This window comes from Streptosporangium sp. NPDC049248 (assembly GCF_040678965.1).
Taxonomy (GTDB): Bacteria; Actinomycetota; Actinomycetes; order Streptosporangiales; family Streptosporangiaceae; genus Streptosporangium; species Streptosporangium fukuiense.
In genome coordinates, this window is the sequence record NZ_JBFAQY010000023.1 from 42,857 (window position 1) to 56,258 (window position 13,402).

At 68.8% G+C, this 13,402-nt stretch carries 15 protein-coding genes; 2 read left to right on the top strand and 13 right to left on the bottom strand.

The window, feature by feature from the left end:
• Positions 1 to 123: 123 nt before the first annotated feature.
• The gene (locus tag AB0K21_RS32110) at positions 124 to 846 is read left to right on the top strand and encodes a VOC family protein (RefSeq protein WP_343966748.1); all 723 of its coding nucleotides are present in this window, start codon (positions 124 to 126) and stop codon (positions 844 to 846) included.
• A 56-nt stretch (positions 847 to 902) separates the two neighbouring features.
• Here the strand turns inward: AB0K21_RS32110 and AB0K21_RS32115 are convergent, their stop codons facing one another.
• The 9 genes from AB0K21_RS32115 to AB0K21_RS32155 all read right to left on the bottom strand — a co-directional run bounded on the left by AB0K21_RS32115 (position 903) and on the right by AB0K21_RS32155 (position 7,329).
• On the bottom strand, positions 903 to 1,475 hold the full coding sequence (locus AB0K21_RS32115; protein ID WP_343966746.1) for a maleylpyruvate isomerase family mycothiol-dependent enzyme: 573 nt from the start codon (positions 1,473 to 1,475) through the stop codon (positions 903 to 905).
• Positions 1,462 to 1,944: an SRPBCC family protein gene (locus tag AB0K21_RS32120; RefSeq protein WP_343966744.1), complete on the bottom strand. Its 483-nt coding sequence runs from the start codon at positions 1,942 to 1,944 to the stop codon at positions 1,462 to 1,464. The genes AB0K21_RS32115 and AB0K21_RS32120 overlap by 14 nt, the downstream gene beginning before the upstream one ends.
• Complete coding sequence (locus AB0K21_RS32125) at positions 1,877 to 2,272, bottom strand: metalloregulator ArsR/SmtB family transcription factor (RefSeq protein ID WP_343966741.1); 396 nt, start codon at positions 2,270 to 2,272, stop codon at positions 1,877 to 1,879. Before AB0K21_RS32125 ends, AB0K21_RS32120 begins: the two co-directional genes overlap by 68 nt.
• Positions 2,273 to 2,443: 171 nt before the next feature.
• Positions 2,444 to 3,049 carry a DUF1707 domain-containing protein gene (locus AB0K21_RS32130; RefSeq protein WP_343966739.1) on the bottom strand — a complete coding sequence of 202 codons (606 nt, stop codon included), beginning with the start codon at positions 3,047 to 3,049 and terminating at the stop codon, positions 2,444 to 2,446.
• Positions 3,050 to 3,183: 134 nt separating this feature from the next.
• Entirely contained in the window at positions 3,184 to 3,840 is a 657-nt protein-coding gene (locus AB0K21_RS32135; RefSeq protein ID WP_364155426.1) for a GNAT family N-acetyltransferase, read from the bottom strand.
• Between the two features lie 304 nt (positions 3,841 to 4,144).
• Positions 4,145 to 4,951: a GNAT family N-acetyltransferase gene (locus AB0K21_RS32140; protein WP_343966728.1), complete on the bottom strand. Its 807-nt coding sequence runs from the start codon at positions 4,949 to 4,951 to the stop codon at positions 4,145 to 4,147.
• Between the two features lie 253 nt (positions 4,952 to 5,204).
• A complete protein-coding gene (locus AB0K21_RS32145) occupies positions 5,205 to 5,777 on the bottom strand; it encodes a hypothetical protein (protein WP_343966725.1) in 573 nt (190 codons plus the stop codon).
• Positions 5,778 to 5,925: 148 nt separating this feature from the next.
• Positions 5,926 to 6,693, bottom strand: a complete 768-nt coding sequence (locus AB0K21_RS32150; RefSeq protein WP_343966723.1) for a hypothetical protein — start codon at positions 6,691 to 6,693, stop codon at positions 5,926 to 5,928.
• 156 nt (positions 6,694 to 6,849) lie between these two features.
• Positions 6,850 to 7,329, bottom strand: a complete 480-nt coding sequence (locus AB0K21_RS32155) for a MarR family winged helix-turn-helix transcriptional regulator (RefSeq protein WP_364155429.1) — start codon at positions 7,327 to 7,329, stop codon at positions 6,850 to 6,852.
• A 70-nt stretch (positions 7,330 to 7,399) separates the two neighbouring features.
• On the opposite strand from AB0K21_RS32155, the gene AB0K21_RS32160 reads away from it, so the two are divergent.
• Positions 7,400 to 7,969, top strand: a complete 570-nt coding sequence (locus tag AB0K21_RS32160; RefSeq protein ID WP_343966719.1) for a MarR family winged helix-turn-helix transcriptional regulator — start codon at positions 7,400 to 7,402, stop codon at positions 7,967 to 7,969.
• Here the strand turns inward: AB0K21_RS32160 and AB0K21_RS32165 are convergent.
• The 4 genes from AB0K21_RS32165 to AB0K21_RS32180 all read right to left on the bottom strand — a co-directional run bounded on the left by AB0K21_RS32165 (position 7,924) and on the right by AB0K21_RS32180 (position 13,388).
• Entirely contained in the window at positions 7,924 to 9,750 is a 1,827-nt protein-coding gene (locus AB0K21_RS32165) for an ABC transporter ATP-binding protein (protein ID WP_343966717.1), read from the bottom strand. The genes AB0K21_RS32160 and AB0K21_RS32165 overlap by 46 nt on opposite strands.
• The gene (locus tag AB0K21_RS32170; RefSeq protein ID WP_343966715.1) at positions 9,750 to 11,582 is read right to left on the bottom strand and encodes an ABC transporter ATP-binding protein; all 1,833 of its coding nucleotides are present in this window, start codon (positions 11,580 to 11,582) and stop codon (positions 9,750 to 9,752) included. Before AB0K21_RS32170 ends, AB0K21_RS32165 begins: the two co-directional genes overlap by 1 nt.
• Before the next feature lie 277 nt (positions 11,583 to 11,859).
• Positions 11,860 to 12,804, bottom strand: coding sequence for a CU044_5270 family protein (locus AB0K21_RS32175; RefSeq protein ID WP_364155431.1), 945 nt, complete (start codon positions 12,802 to 12,804; stop codon positions 11,860 to 11,862).
• Positions 12,801 to 13,388: an RNA polymerase sigma factor gene (locus AB0K21_RS32180; RefSeq protein WP_364155433.1), complete on the bottom strand. Its 588-nt coding sequence runs from the start codon at positions 13,386 to 13,388 to the stop codon at positions 12,801 to 12,803. The genes AB0K21_RS32175 and AB0K21_RS32180 overlap by 4 nt, the downstream gene beginning before the upstream one ends.
• Positions 13,389 to 13,402: the final 14 nt, after the last annotated feature.

Genomic DNA, 13,402 nt, shown 5'->3' on the forward strand with positions numbered 1-13,402 from the left:
AGGGCAAGGACACCGCCACCACTTCTGACGTATAAGCGTTGGCGTCGCGGTCCTCGCGCGGGCTAGCGTTGTTTCCGTCGTGCGCCAGGACGCGGGTGCGAGTCGGCAGATTGGAGACGCGGGATGACTGCTCAGCTCGTCGCGCTCTGTTTCGACGCGAACGATCCACTCCGTCTCGCGCGCTTCTGGGCCGGGGTTCTGGGCTGGGAGACGGTCGACGACCCCCACGACGGCATCGCGCTCCTGCCGAGCGATGACACCGGGTTCCGGATCCGATGCCTTCCGACCCAGGAGAAGAAGACCGGTCCGAACCAGATGCACTTCGATCTGACGAGCACGTCCCTGGAGGACCAGCAGCGGACGGTGGCGAGGTCGCTCGAACTCGGCGCGCGGCACATCGACATCGGGCAACGCCCGGAGGAGGGTCATGTGGTGCTCGCCGACCCCGAGGACAATGAGTTCTGCGTCATCGGGCCGGGCAACGACTTCCTCGCCGACTGCGGATTCGTCGGAGCGCTCGCGTGTGACGGTTCGCAGGAGGTCGGGTACTTCTGGAGCGAGGCGCTGGGCTGGCCGTTGGTCTGGGACCAGGACCAGGAGACCGCGATCCGCTCGCCGCACGGCGGTCCGAAGATCACATGGGGCGGTCCGCCGGTAACGCCGAAGACAGGGAGGAACAGGCTGCACTTCGACCTGGCTCCACCTGCGCACGGTGATCAGCAAGCGGAGGTCGACCGTCTCGTCTCCCTCGGAGCGACTCGAATCGACATCGGCCGGCGCGGGGTCGGTCGGGTGCCGATGGCCGATCCCGATGGCAATGAGTTCTGTGTGCTGACCCCCCGATAGCGTCACCGGACCCGGGGCCGGTGGTAACGGACATGCAGATCAGCGAGCTGTCCCGATCACCGCCCCGGCCAGAACGGGTCCCGGCCGATGAAACCCAGCAGTTTGGCCTGGGTACTCGCACCGTCGGGCACCTCGACCCGGGCGCCGTACTGGCCGGAAGAGCGAAGGACCTGCTCCATCTGCTCCATCTGACCGAGGAGTTGGGCACAGAAGTCGGGGTCCAGCCGGTCGTCCTGGCCGGTGGCCCTGGAGAGATCCCAGGTGTGCATGAACACGTCGGCGGTGTAGAACCGGTCGATCGCGGTCTCCACCGGCAGGCTGCCGACGTGTGGATTGACGAGTTCCCGATGCGCCGTCCCCGCATCGTCCAACACCGCCTGCACACCGTCGCAGTGAACCCGCCACGCGGCGACCGGGTCCTCGTCCACCGACGGTCCGTGGGGCAGTTCGATGCCGGCACCGGAGGCGAGAAACCCGGGGAACCATTCGATCAGGTGACGCACGACGTCGCGGGCGGCCCAGCCGGCGACCGGGGATGGCGCGTCCCAGGACCTGGTGCCGCGAACCCGGTCCGTGAACAGCCCGGCGACCCGCAGGTGTCGCTCGGCCGGGTGGTCAGACAGCGCCATCGGTGAGCATCCTCTCCAGCTTCGCGTAACCCTCGTTGACACCGATCTCCATACCGCCGCGCAGCCACGCGTCGCGGCTTTCGAAGCTGTCGACCAGCGACTGTGTCCGCAGCCGCGTACGTCCGTCGCCCAGGTCCTCGAACCACAACGTCTCCAGCGCGACTCCGTCGGGATCGCCGTCGAACGTGAAGGTCTGCACGATACGGTCCGGCCGTACCTCGTGGAAGCAGCCGTGGAACCCGTACTCCGTGCCGTCGTGCACCGAGACGTACCGCCAGCTGCCACCGGTACGCGCGTCCCAGTGCTCGATCCGGGTGGCCGTGGCATCGGGGCCCACCCAGCGGGTGAACAACGCAGGATCGGTGTGGGCGCGGAACAGTTGCGCGGGCGTGGCCGCGAAGTCACGAGTCATCCGGATGACCGGCAGCCTCGGGTCGGCTTCGATGACCGTCTCCGTGATCCTGTTCATGTTCGTCTCCGTTCATCTCCGCCAGAACGGCGTCAAGGCGGCGGTTGCGCCGCTCGACACGGTCCCGGTGGCGCTCGATCCAGCTGTCCATCAGGTCGAGGGCCTGGACCTCCAGGCGCACCGGCCGGGGCTGCGGCCCTCGCGGCCGGCTGACGAGCCCGGCGTCCTCAAGCACCCGCAGGTGTTTGTAGACGGCCTGCAGCGTCATCCGGTACGGCTCGGCCAACTGGCTCACGGTCGCGTCGCCCTCGGCGAGCCGGGCAACCATGTCACACCGGGTCGGATCCGCGAGGGCGGCGAAGACCCGGGACAGCGTGTCCGTGGTCATCCCCTCCCCTTTCAACTCAATGGTTGAAAGGACCATAGGGCGTAGATCACCCACCGGTCAACCCGCTGGTTGAAAGTGCGTGTCCCCTCGCGGCGTGGAGACCGCATCCCGAACCGTCCTCTGGTGAATCACCCCGCCGCGGGCCCGCCGCACCAGGCCGTCAGGATGAGATCAAGGACGTTGCGCGGATATGCGCTTCAGCTTGCGACGTTCGAAGCCGTTGGGATGGCGGACGACCACGCCTGCCGGGCCGCCGGTGCCGGTGAGACGGATCAGCGGCGTGCCCGGCAGCCGGTCGGAAGTGGTCTTGTCCCTCAGGCCGCCGAGGCCGGGATCCATCCCGCCGGTCTCCACGGCCCAGCCGTCGGGGAGAACGATCGTGACCCCGGCCATCTGGCCGTGCGCTTCCACCTCGACCACGGGCAGCCGGCAGTCGGCCTGGGTGAAATCGAGCTTGGCGCCGCCCATGCCGCCGTACGCGACTACTTTCGCGGGTACCTGCCAGCGCCCGACGCGCGCCGCGCCGTGCAGGCCCCCCTTGAGGACCAGCGGCTGTCCCGGGTCCAGCGAAACCACGGGCGGCAGGTCGGCGGTGAGGGGCGCCAGATCGGCGTAGGTTTTGGCGGTCAGCGCCTGTTCCAGCCTCTCATCGAGCTCGGCCAGGTCGATACGGCCTTCGGCCGCCGCCTCGTTCAGCCGTGCCACCACCGCTTCGCGCTCGGCATGGGAGACGCGCAGCTCACCACGGTGGAAGGATTCCGGGTATTCAGCGGTCATGTAGTCGATGATACGGAGATATGGGGACGAACGCGGCCACCGCCGATCACTGTGAATCGCGTGGGCCGAGGATGAGACGGTAGCCGCGGGTCACGTGTGGTTTCCACGCCTGGGGAAACAGGCAGGCGTATCGCCTACTCGTTTTCGGGGAGGTACGCGGGTGTGATCGCTTCCCACAGGGTCCATCCCAGGGCGCGGTAGAGCGCGAGGCCGTCCCGGGTGGCCACCAGGACGCCGGTCGCGGCGCCCCGCTTGGCGGCGGCGTCGCCGAGCGCGGTCATCAGGACGCTGCCCAGGCCCCGGCGGCGGTGTGCCGGATCGGTCAGGATCCTGTCGGCCACGGCTGCCGGGCCGGCCACCCCCATCTGCCCGCTCGCGGCCGTCGTTCCGTCGGCGTCGTGTATCCGGACGGTCGTGATCCCGCCGTCCGTCGCGGTGTGCAGCGTGTAGCCGTCCGGAGCGAGCGCGGTGGCCCGGCGCAGCGGCACGGTCATCAGGTACTCCGGCTCGCCGACGGTCCAGGCCGGGGTGAGCAGGGGCACCACCCGCTCGGCGGACGCGGACGCTTTGATCCAGGTGCCCGGAGCAGTCAGGGTGACGGCCAGCTCGGCCACCTGGTCGAGGTCGAAGAGCACGTAGCGGACGCGATGTCCGGGCAGTCCGACATCCAGCCGGAATCCACCGGCCACCTCGACCGGGGGCCGCAGCGAACGGGAAACGGCCCAGCCGCCGACCCAGGCCCGGACCACCTCGGGTGTGGTCGTGGGCTGTTCCTGACCGACCACGCTCACGGCGTCCTCCCGAGGGGGCTTTCCACCCTCGACAGCTTATTGCAGGTAAGTCGCAGTAAGCCTGCGCCGCCCCTGCCTGGGGCGACAGGAAAGGGACACCGGCCATGAACGGCGAGTGCCCCTCCAAGCCTGCCGCCGACGGGGACCTGGCTGCGCCGTACGACCGCACCGCGGTGAGCACGCCGGTGACGGTCGGCGAGAGGGGCCGTACCGGATGCGGTGGCCGGCCGGCGTGATCGGTTCTTCGGCCGCCCACGGGGAATGGAAGGACCGGCCCCGCTCCGGAGCAGGGCCGCGGCGATCCTCAGGCCGGAGTCGTCGTTGACGGCTTCGGCTCCAGTTGGACCTGTGTCTCGGAGTCGGTGAAGCCCACCGAGCGGTACACGCGGATCGCGACGTAGCTCGGATCGGCCACCATGACGAGCGTGTGCGCGTTCAGCCGTTCCAGAGCGTGCCGACCGGCCGTGTACACGAGGGTTCCGGAAAGGCCCTGGTTTCGATATGCCGGGTGGGTGTCGACGGCCTGGTAGCGCGCGAGTCCCGAACCGTCGGTGAACAGGCCGAGCCCGGAGACCATGCGGTCGTTCACGAAGGCTCCGAACCACGCGCCGCATCCGCGTTCCTGCAGCCGGCGCATGGCCGCCAGGTTGCGCTGCGCGAACACCCGATATCCCTCGACGTCGGGACCGGAGTTGGTGGCCTCCTGCAGTGCCAGTGCGGCGGACCAGTCCTCGTCGCCGTCCAGGACGCGGAAGTGAGCGTCACGGTTGGGGCGCGGCGGCGGGTGCACCGTGTCGGCCGTCATCACCGTGCTCCGCTCGACGTCGAGACTCGCCGCCGCCAGTTCCTCCGGCTCACCGGCGTCGCCGGTGACACCGTCGACACCGAGGGCGACGTGGCCCGCGTCCGGGAACTCGCGGTGGAAGGTGCTCACCCACGAGGCCACCGTTCCGGGGGCCGGCGGGGTGTCCAGCAGGATGAAGTTCCCCCAGTGATAGGTCGGGTTGGCGGGCGTCCGGACAGCCAGGTAACCGTCGCGCCGGTCGACGACGCTGCCTTGCAGCCCGAGCAACATCAGATCGCTCCGGTAGCCCAACGACCGCACAGCCATGGTCAAACCGTACCGGCTCCCATCGGCGATGGGTATGTCCGGCGGGGTCTGCCTGTGCCCGCCTTCCAGGCCGGCGGCGAGCCGCCGCACCTGTATCGGTCGCTCGGCCACCCGGTGTCGCTCGACTTCCGGCGGCCGCGGCCGGACGACATCGCCGGGTCCGGGCCGGTCGTGCGTGCCCGGCTGCTGCGTGAGCCCGACGAGAGTACGGAGACAACGCGACAGCCCGCAGACCGGCATGGCCCCCCGCTGGTCACCGGCTCTTGGAGGGCTCTCCTTCCAGCGCGCCCCTGATCATGGCGAAGCTCTCCGTGATCTTCCCGGCGAGGCTGCGCGGGATCTCAAGGAAGCCCACTGTGTCGGCGTCGGCCCAGTAGCAGTAGGTCCCGTCGTCGGTGTTCCGGCAGGAGGCCGCGCCGCGGAGCGGACCGGTCCCCACGTAGACCCAGTCCGTCTGCGGGTTCTCCCGCTCGCGGTCCTGGGCGGTCAGCCAGTCCACGGCGGCCTTGGGGTCGGTCACCTCGGCCTGCGCCCCGGTGGCGTAGAAGGATCTCAGGCGCGGGGTGTCCTGGTAGAACGCGGTGAGCTGGGTGCCAAGGATCTTGTGGTGCGGACCGTCCGGGAGCTTGAAGCGTTCCTCGGCGGGGGTCGCCGACTGGAGATCCAGTGCGCCGATCGCGGTGGGGAACGGCGTCGCGAAGGTTCCTGGGGGTTTCGGTGGGTTCTGGGGCGATGAGCCGTTCTCCTGATCGGTTTCGAGGGTGAAGGTACATCCCGTGAGAACGCCGGCCGCGAGCGTCATGAGGGAGATTCTTGCGATGTTCATGACATGAGAATGATCCAGTGCACTTGTGCGCGGGTTGGATCTCTCTGGCGCCTGGTGGAGACCCGCGATGGACGGGGCGCGGGTGTGTGAAGGTGCTGGACGGAACACCCGTCGTGGACGTGAAGCCGGTCCTCGGCCGATACGGGGGTCACGTCCTGCCGGGGGTGATCCCGCACCGTCGGGGCCGTTCGGCCTCGTCGGCGTGGCCGAGCCGTCTCAGCAGACCGATCGCCTGGGCCAGAACGTCGGGACGGCCCAACTCGGCGGTGCTCAGGTAGGCAAGAACCGCTCTGTCCGCATGACCGGTCTCACACAGCAGCAGGACCGCCCATATCAGGGCGTGGGTGTCGCCGGTCTCGGCGCGGGCCCGCAGCCAGGCGATCGTCTCCCGGGCGCGGCCGGTCTCGTACATCAGGTCGACCGCGTGCGCCAGAGCGTGGGTGTCGCCTGCCTCGGCGCGGGCCCGTAGCCAGGTGATCGCCTCCTCGGCCCGCTCCAGCTGGTACAGCAGGACGGTGAGCCGCCCGAGGGCGTGAGTGTCGCCGCTCTCCGCGCGGGCCCGTAGCCAGGTGATCGCCTCCTCGGTCCGCTCCGACTCCTGGAGCAGCTCGACCGCCTTCCACAGGGCGTCGATGTCGCCTGCCTCGGCGCGGGCCCGTAGCCAGGTGATCGCCTCCTCACTGCGGCCCACCCGCTGGAACAACTCGACCAGCCGCCAGCGGGCATCGAGGTTCCCGGCTTCCGCGGCGTACCGGTAGGCGGCGATCGCCTCCTCGGTCCTGCCGGCGTCACGGGTGCGTCCGGCTCCGGTGGTGGGGATCTCCCCGTGCTGTCCCGACCCGTTGGGGAAGGCAGCGGTCCGCTGGGGGATGTCAGGCGGCGGCCGAAGCAGGCCGTCGCTCTCATCGCGGCTCATCACTCATCGCAACACCATCACTCCGTATGGAGCCCGCGGACGGCGAAAATAGACAGTATTAAGGTGGCATAAGTAATTCTGCCATCTCGTGGAGATCGGCTTTCTGCCTCCCTTTGGAGTGGCAATAATAGATATTTAGGCGTTGTTTAATATTATTCAGGCGATATTTCCGGAATTAGTGGTTGGTTTTGCGGGTTCCGTCGGGCCCGTCAGGTTGGCCGACATCCGGGTCAGGACGTCGATCGTGGCCAGGTACTCCTCGGCGCCGATCCCCTCGGTGAGGCGGGCGCGGTCGGCGTTCACCTGCCGTCGCAACTCCTGGTGTGCCCGGATCCCGGTGGCGGTGAGGGTCAACCGCCCCTCTCCTTCCGGTCCTTTCAGCCAGCCCCGCCCGCGCAGGTCGTCCACCAGTGGACGCAGGGAGGGCCGCCGGTCGTCGAGGAAGGGGGCGAGGGCGGTGTCGAGGCCGGCGGGGGTGGGGGAGTCGGTGGCGACGACGTTCAGCACCTGCCAGTGGCGGCGGGTCAGCCCCTGGCCTGCGAGTAGGCCGTCGAGGGAGCCCTCGACGAGGCCGTGGAGGTGCTTGATCCAGTAGCCGATGGGGCGCCTCTGGCCGGTGATCTCGGAGGTGTTCACGGTGCCGCCTCTCCTTGGCAGATACATGTATTTTGACAATAACATGTATTAGTACATGTATCATTGGGGCATGGAAGATCCTCAGGTGGCCGCCGTCGAGCGGGCGATGGTGGCGATCCGGCGCAGCCAGACCCGCCGCGCCCTCCAGCGCCTCGCGGGTGACGTCGAGCTCGACCCCGCACTCTTCGGGGTGATCGACGCTGTGGAGGAAGGGGCGGAGGCCGCGACGGTGACCTCCGTCGCCGGTCGGATGGGCGTCGACCAGCCTCGTGCCAGCCGCCTGGTGGCCAGGGCCGTCGAGGCGGGACTGCTTCGCAGGGTGGCCGACCCGGCTGATGGCCGCCGCAGCACGCTGGAGCTCACCGAACTGGGCGCCGGGCACGCCGAGCGGGTCCACCGCTTCCGCCGCGAGGTCTTCGACGCGGCGATGCGCGGCTGGTCCGAGCACGAAAGACGGGAGTTCGCCCGCCTGCTCACGGCCTTCGTCGCGGAGCTGGGCGGGCGCCACCGGGAAGGCGGCCGGGTTGAACACCCCCTTCCGCCGGATGTCCCGGCGAGCCGCTCGAATCGGGGCCCCGATTCGAGCGGCCTCGATCAGGCGGAGCCGGTGACGGAGACGAACCCGGAACCGGGACGGTAGTCGGGGGACTGGTGCCTGAAGTAGGTGTTGTAGACCTGGCAGTAGTGACCACCGCGAGCCAGCAGTGTGCTGTGGTCGCCCTCCTCGACGATCCGGCCGTGATCCAGCACGATGATGCGATCGACGTGCTCGATCGTGGACAACCGGTGCGCGATGACGATGGAGGTGCGGTCGGCCAGCACCCGGTCCAGACCCTCCTGGATCTGGGCCTCGGTCAGCGGGTCGACGCTGGCGGTGGCCTCGTCCAGGACCACGATCGCCGGATCCTGGATGAGCAGGCGGGCCAGCGCGACGAGCTGGCGCTGGCCCATGGACAGGGCGCGGCCGTGTTCGCCGACGTCGGTCCGCAGGCCGTCGGGCAGGGCGTCGATCCAGTCGCCGCCGCCGACCGCCGTGGCGGCGGCGAGCACCTCCTCGTCGCCCGCCTCCGGCCTCGGGTATCTGATGTTGTCGGCGACGGTGCCGCTGAACAGGAACGGAACCTGCGGAACCGCGCCGATCTGCCGCCGGTACCCGGCCAGGTCCAGCGTGCGGATGTCACGGTCGTCGATGCTCAACCGGCCGTCCTGGAACTCGTAGAACCGGGTGATCAGCTTGCTGAGCGTCGACTTGCCCGCACCGGTGTGACCGACCAGCGCGACGCTCTCGCCCGCCTCGATGGTGAGGTTGAAGTCCCGCAGGACGGGGTTGTCGGCTTCGTAACCGAACCGGACGTCGCGGAACTCGACGCGGCCCGCCAGCCTGCCCACCGGCTGGGGGTCGGTCTGCACGACCCGGGGCGGCGCGTCGATCAGGGCGAAGACCCGCTCGGACGCGGACAGGCCCTGCTGGAACTGGGACCAGAACGCGGCGATGGAGGTCAGCGGGAACCAGAAGAGCGCGACGCCCTGGAGGAAGAGGTACCAGTCACCGGCGGACAGGCCGCCGCCGAGCACCGTGGTACCACCCAGTTGGATGAGCGCGACCGTGGCCAGTCCGGCGACCAGAAAGAGCACCGGGAAGATGCCGGAGAAGACGAAACCCTGCCTGAGCGTCACCTGGTAGCTCTGCTCGTTGATGGGCCGGAACTCGTCGTAGACCCGCTGCTCCTGGCGGAAGTTCTTGGCGACGCTGATTCCGCCCATGGTCTCCTGCAGGGTGGCGTTCACCCGGCTCAGCGAGCGTTGCGCCCTGCGGGTGCTGCTGCGGGCGATCCGCCGGAACAGCAGCGCGATGCCCACCACCACGGGCACCACGAGAAGGGTCAGCAGGGCGAGCTCGACGCTGCGCAGGAAGAGCAGGATCGTGACGAAACCCACCATCAACACCTGGCTGATCAGGTCCATCGTCAAGGTGGAGACGGTCGCGAAGTCATCGGTGTCGGAGGTGACCCGACTGACGATCTTGCCCGACGGGTTCTCGTCGTAGAACGACAGGTCGCGTTCCAGTACGGCGTCGAACGCGTCCTCGCGAAGACGCAGCACGACGTCTCCGGTGACCTTCGCGCTGTACCACTGGCGGATGAAGTTGAACAGCCAGCCGAGCACCCCGGCGAGCAGCAGGCCGACGGTGAGCTGCCGGCCCACGTCGGCGATCGTGCCGTCCTCGATCCCGTCCACGCCCCAGCTGACCAGCAACGGCATGGCCGCCTGGGTCAGTGAGGAGAGCACGATCATGGCCGCGACCAGGATCATCGAGCCCAGCTTCGGCCGGAAATAGGACAGGATCCGGCGGAGTAGATCACGATCGTTGTAGGTGCGGTCGTAGTCCTCGGCGTCGAGGCCGTCCATGATGAAGCCCATCAGCCCTGCCCTCCCTGCTCGCCCGCGAGGACCACGGCCGGGTCGGTGGTGTCGGTCAGGTCGACCTCGTCGTAGTGGGCGAAGATCCGCCGGTAGAGGCGGCTGCGGGTGAGCAGTTCGTCGTGCGTGCCATAGTCGACCAGCTCGCCTCGGCGGAGCAGCAGCACCTTGTCGGCCCAGCGGATCTGGGAGAGCCGGTGGGTGATCAGGAATGTGGTGCGCCCGTCGAGAACGCGGCCGATGGCCTGCTGGATCCTGTCCTCCGTGGCGGAGTCGATCGCACTCGTCGAGTCGTCGAGCACCAGGATCGCCGGATCCGTCAGCAGTGCCCGTGCGATGGCCAGGCGCTGACGCTGGCCACCGGAGAGGGTGATGCCGCGCTCTCCGATGACCGTGTCGTAGCCGTCGTCGAGCTCGCCGATGAACTCGGCGGCCTGGGCCTCCTCGGCCGCCTTCACGACGGCGCTCCGCTCCGCCTGCTGGCCCAGCCCGAAGGCGATGTTCTCGGCCACGGACCGGGAGAACAGCACGATGTCCTGCTCGATGGTGGAGATCTGGGAGCGCAGCGAGTCGAGGTCCCACTCGCGCACGTCCACATCGTCCACCAGGATCCGGCCCGCGGTGACGTCGTAGATCCGGGGGACCAGCTTCGCCAGGGTGCTCTTGCCCGAGCCGGTCTCGCCGACGATCGCCACGGTCTCGCCCGGCTGCACGGTGAACGTCACCCCGCGCAGCACCGGATCGTCCTCCCCGTAGCCGAACGTCACGTTCTCGAAGCGGATCGCCCCGCTGATCGGTGCGGCGTGGCCGTCGGCACGCTGCCCCAGTTCGGTCTCGGTGTTCATGATGCCGAGGATCCGGCGGGCGGACACGATGCCGATCTGGACCAGCGAGAAGGTGAAGATCGACATGTTGGTCGGGAAGCCGATCATGTTCATCAGGCTCATGAAGGCGACCAGCTCGCCGATCGTGATGGCGCCGGCGGCCTGGAGGTAGAGGCCGTGCCAGAGCGAGGCGGCCATCGCGAACGCGAAGAGCAGGGTCGGCAGGTAACGGGCCTGGACCAGGCCGTTGTGGACGAAGGAGTCCCGATAACGCCGCGCGCGTGCCCGGAACCGCCGCCGCTCCTGGTCCTCCTGCGCGGACACCTTGATGACCTCGATGCCGCGGACCGCCTCGTTCAGCCCGGCGTTGAGATCGCCGAACTGTTCGCGCATGCGGGTCGCCACCGGATTGAGCTGCCTCATGTAGTGCCAGAGCGCGAGAACGAAGACGACCGCGAAGACGCCGGGCGCCAGCAGCAGCCGCGGGTCGATCGCGGCGATGAAGACCAGGGGCACGAGACCGGTCAGGCTGGAGTCGACGATCAGGTCGATGCCTGGGCTGATCATGATGGAGAGCTGCCGGATGTCGTTGGCCGCCCGTGCCATCAGGTCGCCGACCCGCTGTCTGTTGTGGAAGGTCTGGCTCTTGCCGAGCAGGCTGACGTAGAGCTCGTCCCTGGTGTCCCGCTCCAGCCGCTTGGCCAGAACCTCGCTGGCCAGGCGTGCCACGAGGTCGAAGGCGCCGCGGGCCAGCACGATCGCCAGCAGTCCCAGCGAGATCAGGCCCAGTTCCCGCGCCCCGCCACCGCCCGCGCCCAGCACCGCGTCGAAGGCCGCGCCGGTGAGCCCGGGGACCGTGGCGTTGAGCACGACCATGATCAGCGATGCGCCGAGGAATCCGGTCAGCTGGAGCGGGTGGCGGCGAACATGGGACCAGAACCAGCGCACCGGACCCCGCCTGTCATGCGGGCGACCGGAGACGGAGAACTCCGAACCGCTGGTGGTCACAGGTTCGCTCCCAAGCAGGTCGAGAATGAAAGTCGAACTTGCTTTCTATCACCGGGCGCCGACACTTTCCCACGCATTTTCTCGGCCCCGCCCTGCCTGTCACGGACGGACGCGCAGACCACACCGAATATCGGGATGCCCGTAGCCGAAATCGGCGGATACGCCGTGCGAGGACCTTTGAAGAGGAATCGCCGTGGGGCACGGTGAGGCCGGTCAGCCCACATGCAGGATATGACCCCCTTCCTGCCCTGGAAGGGGGTCGATCGGCGAGGATGTCCTAAGGTCGTTGCCCGGCCTTGTCGACCAGGTGGGTCTCCAGTTGGGCGCTGAGCACGAGAGGGGTGCCCGCCGGTAGGAAGACCGGGTCCGAGCCCGTGTACCTGATCGTGCGGTCTGCGACAGTGACCCCGTACGTCCCCAGGTAGCGGAAATCATCCGGGCTCAGGATGAGCTCGTAGCGTGCCCAGTCGTCGGTGTGGCTGAAGGCCACCCCGTGCCGGCCCTCGGCGTCCACGGCATCCGGACGCACGGCCACTCCCTCGATCAGGGGCAGTGCGCGGAACAGGGCGGCGCGTACCTCCGGGCTGAGAGCCTGCTCGCCCATGAGCTGGTAGATCGCCTGGAAGAGCCGCTGCTCCCTGGACTCCTCATGTGGGCTGCCATCGCTGTTGAACATCCTGGCCATGGACTCCGCCGTGACCTTGTCGATCCGGCTGAGCAGTTCCTGCGGGGTGATGGGAGGCTCGGCCAGGTCGGCCGCGGAGATTCCGGGATGGGTGCCCTGAACGAGCAGTTCGCCGCCGGGCTGATACCAGGCGGTCTGCTTGCCGTCCACGCTGGTCCACATCTCACTGGTGGTGCGTTCGTCGAGATTCACGCCGCCCCCGTCGCCGGGTGCGGCCAGCTTCTCCCTGATGTACAGCCACTGGTCCGGCGAGGGCTTTACCCTTCCGCGAGCCTCGGCCGCCTCGGCCGCGCGCTCGCTGAGCTCTTGGACGCTGGCCACTGGCGTTGTCGAGGGCGCCTGCAACCGAACCGCACCGACACCGATCACCACCGAGAGCGCACCGGCGAGCGCGATCCTCCAGGCCAGCCGGGGCAGGCGCCGCCGCGCGGGTGCGGGCAGGGCGTGGATCTCGTGCAGGAGGCGGGCACGGGCCGACTCCTCCGCCTCGCGGGTGATCGTCGGAACGGACGCGCGGAACCGCTGGATCCCTTTCACTGCTTCTCCTCCCGGGTCGGGTCGCCGCCGAAGGCGGTCCTTGCCTTCTTGCGCGCGCGGTGCAGTCGGGAGCGCACGGTCCCCACCGGGACGCCGAGCGCCTGCGCGACCTCCTCGTAGGACAGGTCACCCCACGCGACCAGCAGCAGCACGTCACGGTCACCGCGCGACAGCCCCGCCAACGCCTTCGCGATCCGTCGCTCCTCTTCCTGCGCGGCGACGCGGCTGAGCACCGTGTCGGCCATCGGTTCCGGCAACGGGTCCACCCCCGTACGGCTCAGCGCCCGCAGGAACCGCTCCTCGTCGCGCCGGTGCCTGGCGACCAGGGTGGTCGCGATGCCGTACAACCAGGGCCTGGCCAGCGGTCGGGCCAGGTTGTAGGAGTCGCGACGGCGGAAAGCCGCCAGGAACGTCTCCGCCGTGATGTCGTCGGCCGCCTGGGTGCTCAGCCGCCGGGCGACGTAGTGGTGGATCTGGTGGGCGTAGCGGTCGAACAGCACGGCGAACTGCTCAGGATCATCACGCGAGCGGCGGATCAGCTCGGCGTCATCCGTCTCGGCCGTTTCCACCGGCTGCGCGGTCATTTCAGTCCTCGTGG